The organism is Anaerolineales bacterium (assembly GCA_030583885.1).
GTDB lineage: Bacteria > Chloroflexota > Anaerolineae > Anaerolineales > Villigracilaceae > Villigracilis.
This window is the reverse complement of record CP129480.1, coordinates 2,225,787-2,245,254: the sequence shown is the minus strand read 5'-3', so window position 1 is coordinate 2,245,254 and position 19,468 is coordinate 2,225,787. Positions and strand designations below refer to the sequence as shown.

Here is a 19,468-nt window from a genome sequence, read left to right as displayed (position 1 = left end):
CTAATTCATGCCAATTATAAAAGCAAGATGCGATAGAATCAGGATGAATCCAATCCTGAGGAGAGAGTCCATGGCGGAGCAATTTACATTTGGCGGAGACATTGTCTGGCGTCCAACGCCTGAGCATATCGAACACGCGAACCTGACGAAATTCATGCGCCTGCATGGAATCACAGATTTCAACGAACTTATGCAAAAATCCACGGGGGACGTAGCGTGGTTCACGGACGCCGTGCTGAAATTTCTCGATATTCAATTCTACGAACCCTATTCAAACGTGGTTGATCTTTCCGAAGGGATTCAATTCCCGAAATGGTGCGTGGACGGGAGGATGAATATCGTCCATAATTGCGTGGATAAATGGGTGGTGGACGGTGGACGGCAGACGGCGGTAAGTTTCGAAGGGGAAGAGGGGGGGACACGCACGCTCTCGTATGAAGAACTATATAAAGAGGTAAACAAAGCTGCCAACGCCTTGTGCTCGTTGGGGTTGGGCAAGGGCGATGCAATTGGCATCTTCATGCCGATGACGCCTGAAATTGTCATTGCCTTGCTGGCGATTGCCAAGATCGGCGGGATCATCCTGCCGTTGTTCTCGGGCTACGGCACGGGAGCCATCGTCTCGCGCATGGTCGATGCGGAAGCCAAAGCCCTCTTTGCAGCGGATGGTGCATTTCGGCGCGGCAAGCCCGTCGAGATGAAGTCCTTTGCAGATGAGGCGGCGGAGGGTATCCCGACGTTGAAGCACATAATCGTTCTAAAGCGCACAGGGCAGGAAATAAAAATGCAAGATGGCAGAGACCACTGGTGGCATGAATTGGTGGAAGCACAAAGCGATGTGTGTGAAACCGAAAAAACATCTGCCGAAGACCCGCTGATGATCATTTACACCTCCGGAACAACGGGCAAACCGAAGGGCGCGCTCCACACACATTGCGGATTCCCCGTCAAAGCTGCGCAGGATATGGCGTTTGGGACCGACGTTCATCACGGCGATGTCATTTATTGGATGACCGACATGGGCTGGATGATGGGTCCGTGGCTGGTGTTCGGCGGACTTTTGCTCGGCGCGACGGTTTTTCTTTATGATGGCGCGCCTGATTTCCCGTCACCGAGCCGTTTGTGGGAGTTGGTGGAAAAGCACAAAATCAATCAAATGGGCGTCTCGCCGACGTTGATTCGTGCGTTGATCCCGCACGGGGATGAGCATTTCAAGAAGCATGATTTGTCTTCATTGAAATGCTTTGCCTCCACCGGTGAGCCGTGGAACCCCGACCCGTGGATGTGGCTGTTCGAGAAGGTGGGCGAAGGGAAACGCCCGATCATCAACTATTCAGGCGGGACGGAAATCTCAGGCGGCATTGTGATGGGCAATCCGCTCTTGCCCCTCAAGCCGTGCGCTTTTTCCGCTCCGTGTCCCGGCATGGATGCGGATGTGGTGGATGAGAATGGAAATCCTGTACGCAATGCAGTGGGGGAACTGGTCATCAAGGCACCGTGGATCGGGATGACACGCGGCTTTTGGAAGGACAAACAGCGTTATCTGGACGCCTACTGGTCACGCTGGGAGAATGTCTGGGTACACGGCGATTTCGCTGCGATTGACAAGGACGGCTTGTGGTACATCCTTGGACGTTCGGACGATACGATCAAGATCGCAGGTAAACGGCTGGGACCCGCTGAAGTGGAGTCCATCCTCGTCCGCCACGAATCGATTGTAGAGGCGGCCGCAATCGGCGTGCCGCACGATGTCAAAGGGAGTGAACTGGTCCTTTTTGCAGTGACCAAGCCCGGGGTCGAGCGGAGCGATGCACTCCGTCGGCAATTGCACGAGATGGTCGTTGCAGAGATGGGCAAGCCACTCGCACCGAAAGCCATCCTGTTCGTGAGCGACCTGCCGAAGACGCGCAATGCCAAGGTTATGCGGCGTATGATCCGCGCGGCATATCTGGGCCTGGAGTTGGGCGACACCTCGTCGCTGGTGAACCCGGCGGCGGTGGACGAAGTAAAGTTGCTGAAGAACCAGGCTATCATCAAATGATTTTTTTCGCGGATCGATCCGCTGCATTGAAACGCCTGCGAAACCTGATTCCCTCGGGCGGACGGTTCGCACTTGCCAATTGGCAGGAGATCGAAAAGCACGACCTGTCCAACGAGTCTGCAGTGGTCGAATCCCGCCATCTTGCGCCTCGCGGCGTGAGTTATGACGACCTGGTCGCCCGAACGCTGCGGACCGCATCCGCGATCTATTGGAAGAGGCGGCATTCTCCGCCTACTTGAAAGCGGTCGAAGAGGAGATGCGCGACATCTTGACACGCTTCACACAGGGCGACTTCGTGGTCTGCCCAATGACAGCCAACCTCGCCGTTGCCTGTGTAAGTTGGAAATCGTAACAGGATAAATCATGGCTAACTCAATCGAATACGAGAAAACAATAACGCTCAACGGCGATCCATTCCAGTTCAAACAGGAATACCTTTCCGCCGAAGAATACATTGACTTCCTGAAAAAGTCTGACCTCGGACAGCAATATCCCAAAGAGGACTTCGTCAACCGCATCAACATGCTCGTGGGAAATGTGCAGATCAGCCTCGTGGTCAGAAACGCCGAGAACAATATCATCGGCGTCTGTTTCGGCTTGACCGATTTTGCCTACTGGCTGCTCCTGACCGACCTCGGCGTTAACAGGGCCTATGGACGCAAAGGCATCGGCAAACTCCTCGTCGAAACCGCGCACGAACTCGCGGGCGGGGAAAAGAATATCGTTCTGTGCGCCTACGTCAACGACAAGGCGATTCCGTTTTACGAAAAGTTGGGGATGAAAAAGTCAGGTGATGTGATGGAGAAGGCAGATATTGACTGGACGCCGTTTGAGGTTGGGCAAGACGACTGACGATAGTGATTCACACATGGCTGGATGGTACAATCGGCGCCATAAATTTTATTTTCCACACTTGAACTGGAGGATATTATGTCAACTCGCACACGCTGGCTTTTGGTCGTTACATTGGGGCTGATGGCGCATTTGTTCGGGGTCAGCATAGTCGTTGCCAAACTCAGCCCTTTCTACAACTTACCTACCTACACAACCGGGCTACCCCCCTATGGTCAGGTAAACTACCAAACTGCCGAATCGATTGCCTTTATCGTCCAACTCGTGGTGGTTGTCTTTTGGCTGGCATTAGCCGTCTCCCTGCTGCGGGATAAGCCCCAATAAGGCTCCCCCAAGCGAAAAGCAGATCATAGCCGAGCTCTTTTCAGACAAGTAATATCCACATTCCCCACCTCATCTATACGCACATGAATAACCGAACCATCTCCCACATTATCGAACCCCAACTCGTGATCGAAGGTGCAGGCGTTTTACTGCGGCGCTCCTTCGGTCCGCACGCCAGCAACAAATTCGACCCCTTCCTGCTCTTCGACCACTTCGCCTTCAACAACCCGCTCGAAGGTCCCATCAAGGGCTTCCCCACCCACCCGCACCGCGGCATCGAAACCGTCACCTACATGCTCGAAGGCACCGTCCGCCACCGCGACAGCCTCGGCAACCAGGGCATCATCGCCGAAGGCGATGTCCAATGGATGACCAGCGGGCGCGGCATCCTGCACGAGGAAATGCCCCGCCGCAGCGAGAACGGCAACATCTACGGCTTCCAATTGTGGGTCAACCTGCCCGCCGCGCAAAAGATGGGCGAACCCCGCTATCAGGAAGTTGCAACAGGCGAGATCCCCGTCGTCGAAAAGGACGGCGTGACCACGCGCCTCGTCGCAGGGACACTGGACGGCGTCACTGGACCCGTCGGTGAAATTGCTGCTGCGCCTCTTTACATGGACGTGAAGCTGGATCCTGGTTCCCGATTCATTCTCCCCATCCCCAGCGGACACACGACGCTCGCGTACGTCTTTGAGGGCGTGGGCGAGTTTTCGGGTCAGGCAGTCGAATCCGTCAGCATGGTGGTATTCGCCGACGATGGCGAGCAGGTCGAGGTTAAGAGCGAAGCGGGAGTCCGCTTTATGCTCATGGCAGGCGCACCGTTCAAGGAACCCATCGTGCCTTACGGTCCTTTCGTGATGAATACTCGCGAAGAGATCGAAGAGACCATCCGCGACTTGCGGAATGGGACATTCATCAAACCATAATTCTCCTCTCCCGTTTTGGGAGAGGAGTTAGGGGTGAGGGAAAATGACACAAATCATCTACGGACCCCGCCTAGGTAAAGAAGGTGAATTGCGCGTGGGATGCAGCGCAACCATCTTCGATGAAAATCGCGAAAAAGTACTGCTCACCCAACGCACCGACAACGGTCACTGGTGCCTGCCGGGCGGCCACATGGAATCAGGCGAAAGCGCCGCCGAAGCCTGCGAACGTGAAGTGCTGGAAGAAACGGGCTTGAAAGTGCGCACCACGCGCCTGCTTGGCGTGTACAGCAATCCCGACCAGTTGGTGATCTACAAAGACGGCAACAAGGCATTTTTTGTGGTGCTGAATTTTGAGGCAGAGATACTGGAAGGCGAATTGGGCTTGAGTGATGAAACCACCGCCTTTGGCTGGTTTTCGCTCAAGGAAATGGAATCCATGCCGGTCCACGCCAATCACCAGCAACGGGTGGAAGACGCCCTGCGCGGCGGGGATGTGGTCATGAAATAATCCTAAAAGCCGTAATGAACGAATTCAAGGAACAATCACCAACAACAAATAAAACACGGGTGCGGCAAAGATCAAGCCGTCGAAGCGATCCAACACGCCGCCCTGCGCGCCGAGCAGGCCGCTGTAATTTTTAATCCCCAGAACGCGTTTCCATATGGAGGCGGTGAGGTCGCCAGTCAGACCTGCCAACCCCAGAACCAATCCAAAAAATCCGCCTGTGAGATACGTCAGGCCGGTTGACTGGCTCAATGCGATTCCCATACCAGACGCGAACAAGACGCCGCCCAGCGCGCCTGCGACTGTCTTTGCAGGGCTGATCTGCGGAGTCAACTTCCGCCGCCCGAACAATTCTCCGGTAATCTGTGCCAGCGCGTCGTTTGTTGCAATAACGAGATATAAAAACACGGCCCGAAAGCCCGATGGGTCGCTTTGCTGAACGGAAAGATACGCGGCGAGACAAAGGGGAATGTATACGACACATCCAGTCAATGCAAACGCATGCCGGGGGTAATCGTCAGGCTTTCCCACCCATGTCGCAACAGCGCCGGCAGACAGGAAAACCGCAAGCCAAATCTTCAACCAGGAGGTCATATCCAAAATTCCCGCAATGAGTATCAATAAAAAAGCTGCAACAGGGAGAAGAAACATCCGCGGGGATTGAACCAATACCCGCGCCAGTTCCCATGCTGCCAGCGCGCCCAACAGCGCGAGCAGAAACGTCAACAAATGGAATTCAGGCGGCGACCAGCACGCGGCAATAAAAACAAGATTGATGAAAATATACGCGGGGTATTTACGCCAGACGCTTTCACCACGCCCGCCGGGTTCCAGCCAGCGGCGCATCAGTGCAAGCAACGTGGCAGCCGCCGAAAAACCAGCATAAATCAGCAGAACATTCCAATGCGCAGATGTCATGGGGATAAGCGCACTGTGCCGCGCGCTCCATCCATTTCCACCCTGTCGCCGGATTTCATACGCGCCGTAAGCTGCGGAATATTCACAATGATGGGCTTTCCCATCTCGCGCGCGACAATGGCGGAATGAGATAACGGGCTCCCCCGCTCGACCAAAATCCCGGAAGCGGATGGATAAAGGAACACCCAGCCCGGGTCGGTCCGTTCAGCGACAAGGATTTCTCCTCCCAGGTCGTTGACTCCATCCACGCTTCGCACCACCCGAACCCTGCCGCGTACAACACCGGAACAACAGCCTGTCCCTAGCAGGGTGTTTGCATCGGACGATAAATCCGCCAGCAAATCGCGCGGCGTATCGAGATAGGGGATCCCGAATGTCTCAAAGCGGTCTGGCAATGGCATGGAACTGGTCTTATGTTTTTCGAAGTCCGCGCGGCGCAATTCCACGAGCCCCTTCAAGTTCTGGGTCACGGCGGTGCCTTCCACAAAATCCCAGATCTCGTTCACGGTCAGATAATAAATATCCTTTGGCTCGTTCAAAACATTCGCAGCAGTCCATTGAATTCCCAGAGGGTTGAAAATGCCGCGCAGCAAACCGAACAGCCGCGAACGCGCGAACCGTAAATTCTCACGGTTGCGGACGTAACGCCGCGCGTGTTTCATCACCCAGCGGAAGAGAATCCGCTTGAAGAACGGCAGGCCGGCAACCCGCGCTTCCGCCGCCGAGCGGACATGAGATGCGCCCGTCATCTCGACCGGGTTTTTCACCGCGCCTGCTATCATGCGCACTAATGGAGTTGGGTCGTCCCGCAGGTTCGGCTCTTCGAGTTTGAGTTCGTTCATGCAACGGTCGCCGAAGCGATGCAGGTAATCCTCCAATTCAGCGCGGAAGGACGCAAACTCGTTCTGAGTTCGGATACGCCGGATCATTTCACCCGGCTGCAGTTCAAAGACTTCCATCAATCTTGTATCACCGCGCACATGTCCCGCCAGCCTCTGTACCCACCGTGCTGGTTCAATGGATTCGATCGCGCCATCGCCTGCCAGCAGATCGTTGTGGAGCGAACCGCCGGGGTCGAGCCAGCGTTCGCTCAACCGGCGCAGGATGCCGAAGAAAATCATGGCAAGGAAATCCGTCAGGATCGGAGCTCGCCAGTTGCCAAGCACGCGTGACTCAAGGTCGAGGTATGCCTCATGTAATCGATGCGGAGACATTGTCACGAAATCCTTCGCCTGATACTCCGCCAAGACCGCATTGAAATGTGCAAGAAAATCACGAGCTCGTTTTTCACTGGTGCGATGCAAGCCGATCATCCGCAGGACCCAGCCAAGCAACGCCAGCTTTCCTCCCGTCTGTCGCGCGGCCTTCTGCCCTGCCGACTGCTTGACACCCATCATCTGTTCCAGAAAGTGCCTGTTCTGTTCGAACGCAGGTAGCCAACCCAATGCCCGATACCAATTCAACAACTGATAATAGACCTGCCCGTTATAAAATCCGAGCAAATTCCGCAGAACCGATTCGTCCATGCGCTCCACACCCATCAGCGTCAAAAACTGCCGATATACGTTCGCATACGAACCGCGAATCACCGAGAACGTCAGCGGCGAGGTCACACCCGAATAACTCTCGGTGATGTTCGAATTGTCCCATAGCATGTGCTCGGTAAAGATCGGCGTGGTGATCGGACGCGTCTGCAAAATGAATAATTCGTCATCCGCAATTGCAAACTCGATATCCTGCGGCAGACCGAAAAGCGACTCGATCTTTTCCGCAACGGATTTCAACTCCTGAATATGAGCCCGCTTCATCACTTCACCATCCGCCTGAATCTCACCATCCAGGCGATTGACACGGATGGTTTCTCCCGCCACCTGCCCCTGCACGAGCGCCTCCCCCAACCCCTCCGAGGCGGAAATCATCATCCAGCGCGGGTCGCGGGCGACGGGGTCAGCGGTGAAAATAACGCCCGAGATTTGCGCAGGCACCATCACCTGCACAATGACTTCCATCGCTACATGGTCGTCGGATAGATTATTTTCCCTGCGATACACCATCGTCCGTTCACCATACGCGGACGCCCAACATGCCCTGACGGCATCAAGAACATTGTCAGTGCCGCGAATGTTCAGATACGACTCCAACTGCCCGGCGAAGGAATGACGCGCAGAGTCTTCATTCGCCATCGAGGAGCGGATCGCCAGGTCGGACTCCAACAGCGGGCGGACAATATCCAGGATTTGTTTTGAGAGTGAATCTGACAGTGGCGCGCGCAAAATCGCCTGTGCACTCACAGGTTCGGATAATTCCCCGCAAAATTCATTAAATATCCCTGCGGGAACAACGACAAAATGCGGAACGTTGAATTTTGCCTCGCGGAGTTTTTGCAGGTTCGATGCCTTGCTCATGCCAGCCTCAATCCATGCAGGCGGACAAGTTCGACCGCCAGTAAAATATCGAATGCAAAAATAAACATGCCCGCGTAGATTTGCAGATTGGCAGCGGTGGCAGTCGTGGTGCGAAAGCGGAAATGAAGCACGCCGAACGCCACCATCAACAACAGCACAGCGACGACCGAATGATACCACCACGCGAAATGCAGCAACACACCCACAAGCGCGCTGATAATGCCCGAAAAAGACAACGCCAGCAACACCCCCCACGCAGGCGGGTACGCGCCCATCACACTTGAATAGGTGATCAAACCAGGGCGCTCGTCCGCCGGCGCGCACGTTTTGCGCGCCAGTTCAAACGCGAAACCCACCCCATAACTGACCCAGGCGTACAACAAAACCGGCAATGGCGCCTGCCAGGGAAATTCACGGGCGACCACGCTGAATACGTACAAACCATATGCGGGCATGATGAGCAGGTGGATGAACGCGTTTGCCAGCAGGTGCTTTTCCAGGAATTCAGCAATATGGAATTCCCTGTAGATCAGCCACGAGAGCGCCAGCACCGCAAGACACATAAAAAAAGCCGGCATGCCAAAAAGATAACTAAGGATCAACTCAACCGCAACGGCAGACAGTCCGACAACACGCAGCTGCTTTAAGGTCACCAACCCGCGCGAAAGAACGCGCCCGGGGTGGACGATGCGGTCCCGTTCAAAATCCTTGTGCTCGTCAATCACGCGCATGTGAAAAAACATGAACAAAAGAACGATACACCCGGCTGGAAACCGCCACGAGATTTCCAGTGGTTGGCCGTTTTGCAAGGTTGCACCGCGCGCCAGCACATAGTTTGCGGTGAAGTAGGACGCAATCAAAACACCGTTCGATTGCAGCGGAAATCGTTCATGCAGGTAAGCCCAGAAATGTTTCATGGAATTTCCCTGCCTTTGGTTATCTCCCAGAGGGGGATGGGATTCCGCCGCCTCGAGAAAAATTCTTTCAGCTTTTGATAATCGATGCGCGCGTTGTGCCGCACATCCACAGGCAGTTTTCGTATCGGGCGAATCTCATCCGCAACACATCCGCGCTCGGAAAGCAGCGATTGAATGATCGTCCGCCAATTTTCCGGCAATGAAACATCCTTCGAAAATTCCACAAATAACACTGTGCGCTCGCCCAGAATTCTATCCGCTGCACCGACCAGCGCTGCGCGCCGGACGAACGCCAGGGTCTCAACGATGGTCTCGGCAGGGATGGGATGGATCGGTTCTCCATCACGCATGATCACCGTGTTGACGCGCCCAACCAGCCACAGGCATCCATCCGCATCCATGCAGCCGACGTCACCCATGCAATGCCAGAGTTTGCCGTCTGCGCTGAGGTATTTATTCACAGCATCCGCCTTGGGGTTTGAAAAATAACCGCGCGCCACATGCCCGCCGCTGACCCATATCTCACCAACCTGATTTACCGGCCGTTCAGCCCGATTCTCATCCAGGATGCGGACACAAGCCTCGGGGACGCTTCTTCCCAACGGGATGCCTGATCCTCTTTCGATGCGTCCTGTCACTTCATCGGACACATCTTCAAGCCGCAATACTGCAACGGGCTCAGCTTCCGTACTGCCATACAGGTTCAAAACTTCGGCGTTTGGTGCGATACAGCTCAACTGTTTCATCAAATTTGGAGAGGTCGGCGCACCGCCCATGACAATCCGCCGCAGAGGCAATTTCACTTTATTACGCAAACAAAACTTGACGATTGCTGACCAGTATGCAGGCGAGCCTGATGCAGTTGTAATTCCCTGTCGGTGAATTTGCCTCAGAATCTTATCAGGCTGAACGGCAGCAGGCTGGCGAAATGGAAAATCGGGAATCACGCTGGGTATTCCCGAGGCGAGGTTGTGCAGCGTTGCTACAGGGAACGCAGGCATATCCACGTCATTCTCCTGCACAGGCAGTATTCTGCTCAGAGCATGATGCTGCTCGATAAGAAGACGATGCGTCCTCAATACGCCGCGCGGGGATGAGTCGGTCCCCCCGCCGGTAAATGTAATCAGCGCAGGATGCTCGTCCTCCACATCCGCGATTTCCGTCCGCGGAGAAAATGTCAACGCCAGACGGCGAAGCGAGCGCGCGCCATTGCCTTCCGTTATGAATTTAACCTCGATGCGCCGCAAAGCAGGAAACACAGCTCCAAGCCACATTGTCCGGCGTGTGCCTATAATAGCGCGGGCATCCGCCAGTTCCACGGCACGATTCAACTGCCTGAATCCCGTCTGTGGATCAAGGAAGACGGCGGTGATCCCCAACTTGAACAATGCAATCAGTCCGGCATATAACATGGGAGAAATGGGAGCCAGCACAATGACGCGTTCCCCCGCCCGCAAACCCGCCGCATCCATCCCCGCCGCCAAACGGGAGGACAAATCATCCAGCCCGCGAAAGGTGAGCATGGATTCATTCGTACCCGAAAAGATTATGGCTGGGCGGTCCGGGTCGTTTACTGCCGCAAGGAGCGAGGCGATGTTCATCATGAGACTGAACGGGCAAACAGGGTATAGGTACGGGTGATTTTTCCAAGCCCGCCATCGAAATTATCAGCGCGGTTGCCGGCGCTCATCAGGCAATGATTGACCCGGGCAAACCCCCGTGCTTGAAATCGTGAGTACATCTCATAGGCAAACCCCGCCCCCACCCCTTCATTTCGAAATTGAGGCAGGATACCAAAGGTCTTTAGATTAACCGTCCCTGACCGGCGGTGATCAGCAAGGCTGAAACACAATCCGGCGGGTTTGCCGCATGGATCAAGTAAAAATAAAAACAGTGCGGGGTCGAGGTTTCCCGCTGCGCCCGCGTACAACGCGCGGAACTCGGCCTCTGAAATATCGGTAAAAAACAGGTTCTCGCGGAATATGCTGAGTGACAAACGATAAATCAAGGACATCTCCTGAGTGACTGCACCGAGGTTGAATGAACGAACGGAGTATCCCTTTGACAGCATATCATTACGATACGATTCCCAGAATGCAAGCAGAGGCGAAAGCTCATGAACAGTTTTTGTAATGTACTGGGACGCAGGTGTAAATCCCAGATCCGCAAACAAGGTTGAATAATACGATGGATTGTACGGCTCCATAAAAAAGGTTGGCTCGTCGAATCCCATGGTGCGAAGGCGATAGGAGTGCCAGGTGTCGAAGTTCATCGGGGCAAGGAGTTTTCCTTGTGCGGGAAGGTCAGCGCGCAGCCAGTCAACAGCAGCATCAACCAGCAACTGCGCCGTGGACAGGTCGTCCACACATTCAAAGAATCCGAGTTGCCCGCAGGGGTGGTTGGTTTCATCATGCAAACGCGGATTGATGATGGCAGTTACACGCCCGCAGACTTCATCCCCGTCCAGGGCAAGAAAGTTACGCCAGCGAATCGAGCGGGAATTGCCCCCGGTAAGCAATTGCCTTTCGGCGGGGTCGGGCATCCAGTTCGGGTCCGAGGCGTAGTGTCGTCCTGGAAAATCCAGGAATTTTTCCAGAAGTACAGAATCAAAATCAAATCCAACGATCTTCATGGGACGTGGATGCCCAAAACGTAAAGGGCAAAATATAGTGCCGCGACAGACAGAATGATGGCGGTTTGAAGCCTGTACCAGATTGGTTTTGGGAATTTCAGGTTTCGGATCATGAAGAAACTCATCCCAAACAGGAGCACGATCAAAGGATAACGCGCCAACGCACCCAGCCACATCCAAAGGGGGAACGCCAGCACAACCAGCAGTTGACTCCAGATGACCTGCAAGCCGATATGGTACGCGACGCCGCGCTCCTCCACCATGCCGACGATGTTAAAGCGCGAAAGCCGCAAAATACCGCTGACAAGGAAAACGAAAAGCGCGGAGAGAGAAAGCCAATCCCGCATCCCAAATTGATAAAGGATGAACAGCGGCAGAAGAAGATAGGTGAGCATATCGCAGAAACCATCGAGCTGGCGCCCGAACTCGCTTTCGAGGTTCATGCGGCGCGCAAGGAAACCATCAAGCATGTCCACGAACATGGCAAGCAGCATCAGGCTGATCGCAAGCGTGAGTCTTCCATGAAACGCAGAATACAAACCGAGACTCGCAAGGAGCAGACTCCCGAGGGTCAACCAATCCACCCAGGTCGGCGATACGATGAAATATGTTTTATCTTTCATGCCACACACTGAAGTTTACGAGGCAGAATCTCAAAGTGGACTTCACTCACGTCCTCCCACAATTCCCCGTCAATCATCAACCGTTGAGGAAAAGATACTGCCAGGCGAATTTTACGCGCTGTAATTTCGGCGGCGGTTTGATAAAAATAGGTCTTGCTTAACACCGCCAGATTGTGCAGGAACTGTTTCCCAAAGCCTGCCCGCGCCATGAGCACCTCCATCAATCCATCGCCCAAATCGGAAGTGCGGAACGCGCTGAAGTTTCCGGCATGACGCGTGTTGTTGACCATGATGTTGCTCAATTGCCGCTCGACGGATTCGCCATCATCCACTGACACGCTCGATGAAAACGCCCTTTGCCGCACCGCCTGCAACGTGGCTGACAACGGATAACACCAGCCGCCCAGTCTCTTGAAATAACGATTTGCCAGCACCACCACTTCGGCGGCATACCCCACAGAGGCAGTGCTGATCGCCAGGCGCGAGTGCAATTGAGCATTCGTTCGAAAAGTTACATTGACAAGGTCAAGCAACTGCAAACGCTCCATGTGCGCCGCGGAGATCGCCATATTCAGTGAGGTAAGCCCCAGGTCGCGCGCCAGCCCGTTGCCTGTCCCGCCGGCAAGAAGCAGCAACCGCTGGCGATTGAGGTCCATGCCATTGACAACATCGGCAATGGTGCCGTCGCCGCCAAAGACCGCCAGCCCATCCTTGTTTGATGAATGAGCCAGCTCTGCTGCATGCCCGGGATATTGGGTAAAGACGACCTCCGCGTCCAACTCACGGCGAAGCTGTTCTGAAAAGGAACGCCGCCAGTCTGCCGAACGCGAATACCCCGCAATTGGATTAACAATCGCCAGCCAGTGTACGCCCATAAAATTTGTGCTGTGCCGGAGAGGTACAGAAATCCGGCTAGGCCGTTACGGAAATCTCTTCACGCCATTCGACATACCAGCGCGCCAATTTCACCCAATCGGAAAGTTTGCCGGAGGCATCCGCGGCCAGAACCCGTCGCTGGAAGTCCAGCAGCTGGGCGGACGTAAACGCCACCCGTCGTTTGGGTTTGCCGTATAAACCGGGGATCACCAGCCACTGTTTATTAACATGAACGATCGTTACCTGCACATCCTCCCTGCCGTCAGGGTCAAGGAGTGTTTCCTGCCAGTGTGTATCCACCTTGACGATCTTGTGGAGTGTGGGATTGTTCAGGATCGGCATTTCTAATGCGGCACGCAGGCAGGGAATGAGCATGAATTTCACGATCCTATATTCCTCCTGCGCATCGATCGTATCATCGGAAAAAGCATGGGTCAGTCCGTTAATGCTTTCGCTTGCCAGTGGAATGACAAAATTGGGCTTTTTGGCTTGAAACCCCGCGACGATCTCCGCCCGGTCACCGTGATGGAGGATCGTAAACTTTTCTCCCGTATCCGTAATTTCCAAATGTGCCTCCGAGAACAACCCTTTGAACCATTCAACTGCCGATTTCTTATTTGCCAATTGTTCCAAGTGCTGTTGATTTGCGCTCATACGATCCTCCTTTGGATTTAAACTTGAAATGCAAATTATGACACATTTCAGGCAAAAATCAAGAGCCGCTCATCTGTTTCCACCACACCCCCGTACATTCGGGCAGGATCATCCAGCCATTCTCCCGCACTTTATCGCCCAACTCATCGCCGAAGAAAAAACGGGACAGCCCCTCCGCCTCCTCGAGGGATGCAAATTTGTAATCCGTGCGGATCCATTTGTTTTGGAATCCCGCTTCATCGAGCCAGGGATAATAACCCTTGAGATGCTCCAAATGGATCGGCGACTCATTCCCCGTGCCCAGTGATTCAAACAGGACGATGTGGCTGTTCGGTTTTAATACACGTTTCATTTCACCCAGCCATTTCTCCAACTCAGCCCGCCATGAGGCGGGATTCCACACCGCAAGGTAACTCACGCTCCAGCCGGAGACGACGAGGTCAGCCGAGTGATCGGGAATTGGCAATGAGCGGTGGTCGGCGACTTCCACTTTCCAGTTGGACAGTCCGCCGGCTTCGAGACGAGTTCGGCAGACACGCAACATTTCCTTCGAGGCGTCGAACGCCCGCATGGACTTCGCCCGCGGCGCAAGCATCATAGCCAGCCGCCCCGTCCCTGCGCCGAGGTCGAGGATGTCCAAGCCGTCAGGGTTGACAATGTCTTCCAGCATTTTCAGGATATTGCCTTGATAATCCTCGCGCGCAATCAGGGCTTCGTAGCGGTCGCCGTCGGTTTGATAGATTTTTCGTTGTTGGTCGCTCATCCATTCTCCTGTATACTGTTTACGAAGGGATTCTACCTGGTCAATATGAAATCGGAAATGGAACGAGTGCCTCGTCCAAAGTATAAAGCGCGTGAAAGCTACAACATCATGTCCCGCTGGTACGACTTGTTCACAAGCAGTGAGAAGCGATTTACCGATATTGGTATCCAAATGCTTGATGCGCAATCAAATGAGTCCATTTTGGAGATCGGCTGCGGGACAGGTTATGCACTGGTGGAGTTTGCGAGGAAAGGTGGAAGGGTCGTTGCAATCGACTTGTCCGAGAACATGCTTCAAGTTGCACGCAGAAAAGTTAGAAGCACATGCATAGGGCTGTGTCAGGCGGACGGATTGTCCATCCCATTCCCTGATAACAGTTTTGATGCCATTTTCATATCCTTCACTCTTGAATTATTCGACACACCAGAAATACCGAATGCGCTGAAAGAATATCATCGAACCCTAAAACCCGATGGTCGCATCGGCATTGTCTCACTTGCCAAACAGGAGACAGCGGCTGTCCGCATTTACGAATGGTTCCATCGAAAGATGCCAACGTTCATAGATTGCCGCCCGATCTATCTGCAACGTATTTTGAAGGAAGCAGGGTTTCAAGTCCGAGAGTCCACGATCAAAAAGATGTGGGGATTGCCTGTTGAAATTGTAATTGCAAAAAAAGGCGAGAATGCTTCGAGCGAAAAAACACCGCTCCCGCCATGACAGAATACAATATAATTACCGAATGTCAACACTCTCCCCCTCCGCACAAAAGATACAAAATTTATTGAACTCGCTCGGCTACTCGTACACCATAATCGAGCACGCCGAGTCCACGCGCACGGCGCAGGAAGCCGCCGACCGCGCGGGCTGTGAACTGGGACAGATCGTCAAGTCGCTGATCTTCAAAGGCAAAGAGTCGGGCAAGCCGATCCTGGTGCTGACCAGCGGACCGAACCGCGCGAACGAGAAGCGCATCAGCGAATATGCGGGTGAATCCATCGGCAAAGCCGACGCCGATTTCGTCCGCGCTGTGACGGGCTTTGCGATCGGCGGCGTGCCGCCGCTTGGTCACATCGAAAAAATGGAAACCTACATCGACGAGGATTTTTTGCAATATCCCACCATCTGGGCGGCGGCTGGCACGCCGAACGCGATCTTCGAGTTGAAGACCGAGGATCTGCAAAAGATGACGGGCGGGACGGTCGCGAAGATCAAGCAGTAGAGGAATGGAAACATGGAAAAATACTTTTCGCTGGTCTATGCAGGCCCGGCGTTTCAACTTTTTGGCGTAAACCATTTAATTGCAATCGGGCTCATTACCCTGTTTTGTCTTTCCTTTCTCTATTTCCGTAAAATATGGGGCGAAAAGGAAAGGAAGATCGTCCGCTGGACGCTTGCCATCGTGCTGGTCATGAACGAGTTGTCATTGCACGTCTGGTCGGCGTATTGGGGCATCTGGGATGTGAAGACCCTGCTCCCGCTTCATTTGTGCAGCATCATCCTGTGGCTGACGCCCATCATGCTGGTCACAAAAAATTACACGATCTATGAATTCCTGTATTTCCTTGGGATTGGGGGAGCGATGCAGGCAGTGTTGACTCCCGCCGACGCAGCGAATTACAACTTCCCGCACTTCCGCATCATGCAAACCTTCATTGCACATGGATTATTGATCGCCATCGCCATTTACATGACTGTGGTCGAGGGACTCCGTCCCACACTGCGGTCTTTCTTGCGCGTCATCCTCTGGACGAATATCTACATGGTTCCCGTCTTTTTCATCAACCAATGGCTTGGGAGCAACTATCTCTTCGTCGCGGGCAAACCAGATTTCCCGACACTGCTCGATGCGCTCGGCCCCTGGCCATGGTACATTCTGCAACTGGAACTGGTCGGGTTCGCCATCTTGTTCCTGCTCTACCTGCCATTCATCATCCAGGATAGATTTACAAATAAATCCGGCGGGCTGTCTGTATAAGCCCCTACCAGAGTTCCAGTGACAATATCGGATATTTAACATAAAATTAGTGAAAATCCATAGGAGGCTGAAATGAAGTTTAAAAATAAGAATTATCTGATACTGCCCCTGTTTATGATCCTTTCCATGGCTTGTGGTTTATCGGCTGCTCCCGCTGCAGAAGCGCCAACAGCGGAAGTCATCACAGTGGTGGTCACGGCTACGGAATCTGCCGTTGAGGAGGCATCCACTGACAGTGCCACCGCAACTCTCAATCAGGATCTTAATGTACGCGGCGGGCCTGGAACCGCCTACCCCATCGTGACCGCACTTACAGGAGGCGCAACAGTAGACATCATCGGCAAAAACGCGGACGGAAGCTGGTGGCTCGTTTCGCTTGAGGGTGGAAAGACGGGATGGATTTCTGCTCCGTTCACAACAAGCAATAATACTGAAAGTGTTCCGGTTGTGGATGTACCTCCCCCGCCACAGCAAAGTTCATCCGGTGGAAGTTCCGGGGGAAGCTCCGGCGGAAGCGGTTCAGGCGGCAGCGGTGGTTCGGGCGGTGGCAGTTCCGGCGGTAGCGGCTCCGGAGGACAAACTGCTCCTTCAGATAGCGATATTAAAATTAATATTAATGTCAAAAATGGCAGTGCTAATCAGTCCGATGCTGTTTCCTATCCCAACGGCGATACCACCGACAAAATCTTTGTAACCGTAAATGGATTCGACAGCGTGAAAACATCGGGATTTATCACCTATACATTGACATGTTCAGGCGGCACTCCCAATGTCAAGGCGGTCGGAGGCGCAGTGACTGGATCGGTTGGCTGTAACAAAACATGGAAGGTCTTTTACACCAATGTGAGTTACAAGGAAACCATAACCATCACTCAGGGTTCGGATGGTTATACCAACTGGACGCTGATTGCCAGCGCAGGCGGCTAAACAAACATCATGCCCGGTCAATTGGCCGGGCATGATGTTTGTATTATTATTGCGTCCATACCCGCTTTATCGTACAATCACCAAAGCCAGCCAAAGGAGAGACTATGGTCACAAAAGAAAAACCCGAAACCCGCCCCATGACCGAGGAAGCCGACTTCCTCCAGATCAAATCCGTTGACCACGTGCATTTCTACGTCGGCAACGCCAAGCATGCCATGTATTATTGGTGGAAGGCATTTGGATTTAAGCCCGTGGCATATTCCGGGCTCGAAACCGGCAACCGCGAATTTGCCTCGTATGTCCTTGAATCGGGGCAGGCGCGCCTGGTCGTTTCTGCTGCCTACTCACCCTCCAGCCCGCTCGCCTCACATCACTTGGTGCATGGTGACGGCGTCAAGGTCATCGCTCTTGAAGTGGACAACGCGGAAAAAGCCTGGCTGGCAACCACCTCGCGCGGCGGAAAGTCCGCGTGGGCGCCGCGCGAGGAGAAGGATGACTTCGGCATCTACCGCACCTCCGCCATCTACACCTACGGCGAGACCCTGCACGTCTTTGTGGACAGAGGCGATTACAAAGGCGTCTTTGCTCCTACCTATAAACCCATTCAATACGAAACCGAATCGACCGGACTAGCCGCCATCGACCACATCGTAGGCAACGTGCAACTCGGCAAGATGAACCACTGGGTGAATTTCTATCACCAAGTGATGGGCTTCCGCCAGTTGATGCACTTCGACGACAAGGACATCTCCACTGAATATTCCGCGCTCATGTCCAAGGTGATGCAAAATGGAAACGGACGCGTCAAATTCCCGATCAACGAACCAGCTGAAGGCAAACGCAAAAGCCAGATCGAGGAATATCTCGATTACTACATGTCGCCCGGCGCGCAACACCTCGCCATCATCACCGGCAACATCCTCGACACTGTAGACAAACTCCGCAAAAACGGCGTTGAATTCCTGCGCGTGCCAGACACCTACTACGAATTACTGCCCGACCGCATTGGCAGCATCAAGGAAGATTACAAAGCCATTCAGGAACTCGGCATCCTGGTGGATAAGGACGACGAAGGCTACCTCCTGCAGATCTTCACACGCCCCATTCAAGACCGCCCGACCATGTTCATCGAGGTCATCCAGCGCCACGGCGCGCAGGGATTTGGAAAGGGCAACTTCAAAGCCCTGTTCGAATCGCTCGAACTCGAACAACAGCGCCGCGGCAATCTATAGAAAAAGAAGGAAGCAATGAAAAGGCAAGGGATCGCTCTTGCAGTTCTGTTGTCTCTCTCGCTCGCGTGCGGATTGGTCGCCCCAGCCGCCGCGCCCGAAGCAACAGATACGGAGTCAATTGTCTCGGCTACACTGACCGCCATTGCCGCGGAGATCGAATCCACACCTGCTCCTCCAACTCAAACAGGAGGCGTCGCTGTCGGTTTTTCCGGTAATGACTTCGTCATTCCACAAGGATTGGCAACAAGCGCGACACCTTCCACTATCCCCGCATCCCTCGACTCGCAGGCGCCGTATTGGGATATATACCCATCCTACGTGGAATTCGCGCTGGATGGGTATATCCTGCAGGGAACGTTCCACGAACCGCGCATCCGCATTTATCCCGTTGCTGAATTTGAAGCCGCCAACGAAGGCGCAGTGCAGATCATCGAAGAACTGCGGACATTGCTTGCCGCGCAGGGCGCACCTTTACCAGCCAACCTGCCTTTTCTGCCCCTCTTCAATGCAGGGCAGATGTTCCACGCGCAGGAACAATTCATTACGTTTCAGAATGGAGCGGGCATCCGCTACCTGACACAATATGGGCAGGACATATCCCCGGTAAACAACCACGCCATGTTCTATACCCTCCAGGGGCTGACCAGCGACGGAAGATATTACGTCTCAGCCATCCTTCCATCCAATGCGCCTTTCCTTTCGGAATTTCCATCGCCGCAATTTCCCGTCCCCTTGGATGGTATTCCCTTCGACTGGGAAAACTGGGAAAATGCGCAGACATACATGGATGCCGTCACGCAAAAGTTGAACGAAACCGACGCGGCAACATTTATGCCGTCCCTTGCCTCACTGGACACAATGATGCAATCCCTGCTTGTTACCGAGATCCCTTAAA

The 19,468-nt window shown here is 53.9% G+C and carries 21 protein-coding genes; 12 read left to right on the top strand and 9 right to left on the bottom strand.

The window, feature by feature from the left end:
• Positions 1-70 precede the first annotated feature (70 nt).
• From QY332_11235 to QY332_11210, 6 genes are all read left to right on the top strand, one after another.
• Complete coding sequence (locus QY332_11235) at positions 71-2,041, top strand: AMP-binding protein (protein ID WKZ34182.1); 1,971 nt, start codon at positions 71-73, stop codon at positions 2,039-2,041.
• Entirely contained in the window at positions 2,038-2,280 is a 243-nt protein-coding gene (locus QY332_11230) for a hypothetical protein (GenBank protein ID WKZ34181.1), read from the top strand. Before QY332_11235 ends, QY332_11230 begins: the two co-directional genes overlap by 4 nt.
• Positions 2,281-2,404: 124 nt before the next feature.
• Entirely contained in the window at positions 2,405-2,893 is a 489-nt protein-coding gene (locus QY332_11225; GenBank protein WKZ34180.1) for a GNAT family N-acetyltransferase, read from the top strand.
• Positions 2,894-2,971: 78 nt separating this feature from the next.
• The gene (locus QY332_11220) at positions 2,972-3,217 is read left to right on the top strand and encodes a hypothetical protein (protein WKZ34179.1); all 246 of its coding nucleotides are present in this window, start codon (positions 2,972-2,974) and stop codon (positions 3,215-3,217) included.
• Between the two features lie 83 nt (positions 3,218-3,300).
• A complete protein-coding gene (locus QY332_11215; GenBank protein WKZ34178.1) occupies positions 3,301-4,143 on the top strand; it encodes a pirin family protein in 843 nt (280 codons plus the stop codon).
• Positions 4,144-4,186: 43 nt separating this feature from the next.
• On the top strand, positions 4,187-4,651 hold the full coding sequence (locus QY332_11210) for an NUDIX domain-containing protein (GenBank protein ID WKZ34177.1): 465 nt from the start codon (positions 4,187-4,189) through the stop codon (positions 4,649-4,651).
• Between the two features lie 24 nt (positions 4,652-4,675).
• Here QY332_11210 and QY332_11205 read toward each other — a convergent pair whose 3' ends face one another.
• From QY332_11205 to QY332_11165, 9 genes are read right to left on the bottom strand one after another with little or no spacing between them, the layout of a single operon-like run.
• Positions 4,676-5,566, bottom strand: a complete 891-nt coding sequence (locus QY332_11205; GenBank protein ID WKZ34176.1) for a phosphatidate cytidylyltransferase — start codon at positions 5,564-5,566, stop codon at positions 4,676-4,678.
• A complete protein-coding gene (locus QY332_11200) occupies positions 5,563-7,971 on the bottom strand; it encodes a PEP/pyruvate-binding domain-containing protein (GenBank protein WKZ34175.1) in 2,409 nt (802 codons plus the stop codon). Before QY332_11200 ends, QY332_11205 begins: the two co-directional genes overlap by 4 nt.
• Entirely contained in the window at positions 7,968-8,888 is a 921-nt protein-coding gene (locus tag QY332_11195) for a UbiA family prenyltransferase (protein WKZ34174.1), read from the bottom strand. The genes QY332_11200 and QY332_11195 overlap by 4 nt, the downstream gene beginning before the upstream one ends.
• On the bottom strand, positions 8,885-10,492 hold the full coding sequence (locus tag QY332_11190; protein WKZ34173.1) for an AMP-binding protein: 1,608 nt from the start codon (positions 10,490-10,492) through the stop codon (positions 8,885-8,887). Before QY332_11190 ends, QY332_11195 begins: the two co-directional genes overlap by 4 nt.
• The gene (locus QY332_11185; GenBank protein ID WKZ34172.1) at positions 10,489-11,520 is read right to left on the bottom strand and encodes a hypothetical protein; all 1,032 of its coding nucleotides are present in this window, start codon (positions 11,518-11,520) and stop codon (positions 10,489-10,491) included. The genes QY332_11190 and QY332_11185 overlap by 4 nt, the downstream gene beginning before the upstream one ends.
• On the bottom strand, positions 11,517-12,143 hold the full coding sequence (locus QY332_11180) for a CDP-alcohol phosphatidyltransferase family protein (protein ID WKZ34171.1): 627 nt from the start codon (positions 12,141-12,143) through the stop codon (positions 11,517-11,519). Before QY332_11180 ends, QY332_11185 begins: the two co-directional genes overlap by 4 nt.
• Positions 12,140-13,018 carry a diacylglycerol kinase family protein gene (locus QY332_11175; GenBank protein WKZ34170.1) on the bottom strand — a complete coding sequence of 293 codons (879 nt, stop codon included), beginning with the start codon at positions 13,016-13,018 and terminating at the stop codon, positions 12,140-12,142. Before QY332_11175 ends, QY332_11180 begins: the two co-directional genes overlap by 4 nt.
• A gap of 37 nt (positions 13,019-13,055) precedes the next feature.
• Positions 13,056-13,673 carry a hypothetical protein gene (locus tag QY332_11170; GenBank protein WKZ34169.1) on the bottom strand — a complete coding sequence of 206 codons (618 nt, stop codon included), beginning with the start codon at positions 13,671-13,673 and terminating at the stop codon, positions 13,056-13,058.
• A 58-nt stretch (positions 13,674-13,731) separates the two neighbouring features.
• Positions 13,732-14,436 (bottom strand): methyltransferase domain-containing protein, encoded by a 705-nt coding sequence (locus QY332_11165; protein WKZ34168.1) that lies wholly within the window; start codon positions 14,434-14,436, stop codon positions 13,732-13,734.
• Positions 14,437-14,493: 57 nt separating this feature from the next.
• Between QY332_11165 and QY332_11160 the strand changes: the two genes are divergently transcribed.
• The 6 genes from QY332_11160 to QY332_11135 all read left to right on the top strand — a co-directional run bounded on the left by QY332_11160 (position 14,494) and on the right by QY332_11135 (position 19,467).
• Positions 14,494-15,156 (top strand): class I SAM-dependent methyltransferase, encoded by a 663-nt coding sequence (locus QY332_11160; GenBank protein ID WKZ34167.1) that lies wholly within the window; start codon positions 14,494-14,496, stop codon positions 15,154-15,156.
• Between the two features lie 22 nt (positions 15,157-15,178).
• Positions 15,179-15,658: a YbaK/EbsC family protein gene (locus QY332_11155; protein WKZ34166.1), complete on the top strand. Its 480-nt coding sequence runs from the start codon at positions 15,179-15,181 to the stop codon at positions 15,656-15,658.
• A gap of 12 nt (positions 15,659-15,670) precedes the next feature.
• Entirely contained in the window at positions 15,671-16,414 is a 744-nt protein-coding gene (locus tag QY332_11150; protein WKZ34165.1) for a TIGR02206 family membrane protein, read from the top strand.
• Positions 16,415-16,486: 72 nt separating this feature from the next.
• Positions 16,487-17,341: an SH3 domain-containing protein gene (locus QY332_11145; protein ID WKZ34164.1), complete on the top strand. Its 855-nt coding sequence runs from the start codon at positions 16,487-16,489 to the stop codon at positions 17,339-17,341.
• A gap of 104 nt (positions 17,342-17,445) precedes the next feature.
• Entirely contained in the window at positions 17,446-18,573 is a 1,128-nt protein-coding gene (hppD, locus tag QY332_11140; protein WKZ34163.1) for a 4-hydroxyphenylpyruvate dioxygenase, read from the top strand.
• Positions 18,574-18,588: 15 nt separating this feature from the next.
• The gene (locus QY332_11135; protein ID WKZ34162.1) at positions 18,589-19,467 is read left to right on the top strand and encodes a hypothetical protein; all 879 of its coding nucleotides are present in this window, start codon (positions 18,589-18,591) and stop codon (positions 19,465-19,467) included.
• The last annotated feature ends 1 nt before the right edge of the window (position 19,468 follow it).

Bases quoted from the DNA above. Each gene is read 5' to 3' on its own strand.
- QY332_11235 (WKZ34182.1), top strand. From the start codon at position 71: ATGGCGGAGCAATTTACATTTGGCGGAGACATTGTCTGGCGTCCAACG.
- QY332_11230 (WKZ34181.1), top strand. From the start codon at position 2,038: ATGATTTTTTTCGCGGATCGATCCGCTGCATTGAAACGCCTGCGAAAC.
- QY332_11225 (WKZ34180.1), top strand. From the start codon at position 2,405: ATGGCTAACTCAATCGAATACGAGAAAACAATAACGCTCAACGGCGAT.
- QY332_11220 (WKZ34179.1), top strand. From the start codon at position 2,972: ATGTCAACTCGCACACGCTGGCTTTTGGTCGTTACATTGGGGCTGATG.
- QY332_11215 (WKZ34178.1), top strand. From the start codon at position 3,301: ATGAATAACCGAACCATCTCCCACATTATCGAACCCCAACTCGTGATC.
- QY332_11210 (WKZ34177.1), top strand. From the start codon at position 4,187: ATGACACAAATCATCTACGGACCCCGCCTAGGTAAAGAAGGTGAATTG.
- QY332_11205 (WKZ34176.1), bottom strand. From the start codon at position 5,566: ATGACATCTGCGCATTGGAATGTTCTGCTGATTTATGCTGGTTTTTCG.
- QY332_11200 (WKZ34175.1), bottom strand. From the start codon at position 7,971: ATGAGCAAGGCATCGAACCTGCAAAAACTCCGCGAGGCAAAATTCAAC.
- QY332_11195 (WKZ34174.1), bottom strand. From the start codon at position 8,888: ATGAAACATTTCTGGGCTTACCTGCATGAACGATTTCCGCTGCAATCG.
- QY332_11190 (WKZ34173.1), bottom strand. From the start codon at position 10,492: ATGATGAACATCGCCTCGCTCCTTGCGGCAGTAAACGACCCGGACCGC.
- QY332_11185 (WKZ34172.1), bottom strand. From the start codon at position 11,520: ATGAAGATCGTTGGATTTGATTTTGATTCTGTACTTCTGGAAAAATTC.
- QY332_11180 (WKZ34171.1), bottom strand. From the start codon at position 12,143: ATGAAAGATAAAACATATTTCATCGTATCGCCGACCTGGGTGGATTGG.
- QY332_11175 (WKZ34170.1), bottom strand. From the start codon at position 13,018: ATGGGCGTACACTGGCTGGCGATTGTTAATCCAATTGCGGGGTATTCG.
- QY332_11170 (WKZ34169.1), bottom strand. From the start codon at position 13,673: ATGAGCGCAAATCAACAGCACTTGGAACAATTGGCAAATAAGAAATCG.
- QY332_11165 (WKZ34168.1), bottom strand. From the start codon at position 14,436: ATGAGCGACCAACAACGAAAAATCTATCAAACCGACGGCGACCGCTAC.
- QY332_11160 (WKZ34167.1), top strand. From the start codon at position 14,494: ATGGAACGAGTGCCTCGTCCAAAGTATAAAGCGCGTGAAAGCTACAAC.
- QY332_11155 (WKZ34166.1), top strand. From the start codon at position 15,179: ATGTCAACACTCTCCCCCTCCGCACAAAAGATACAAAATTTATTGAAC.
- QY332_11150 (WKZ34165.1), top strand. From the start codon at position 15,671: ATGGAAAAATACTTTTCGCTGGTCTATGCAGGCCCGGCGTTTCAACTT.
- QY332_11145 (WKZ34164.1), top strand. From the start codon at position 16,487: ATGAAGTTTAAAAATAAGAATTATCTGATACTGCCCCTGTTTATGATC.
- hppD (WKZ34163.1), top strand. From the start codon at position 17,446: ATGGTCACAAAAGAAAAACCCGAAACCCGCCCCATGACCGAGGAAGCC.
- QY332_11135 (WKZ34162.1), top strand. From the start codon at position 18,589: ATGAAAAGGCAAGGGATCGCTCTTGCAGTTCTGTTGTCTCTCTCGCTC.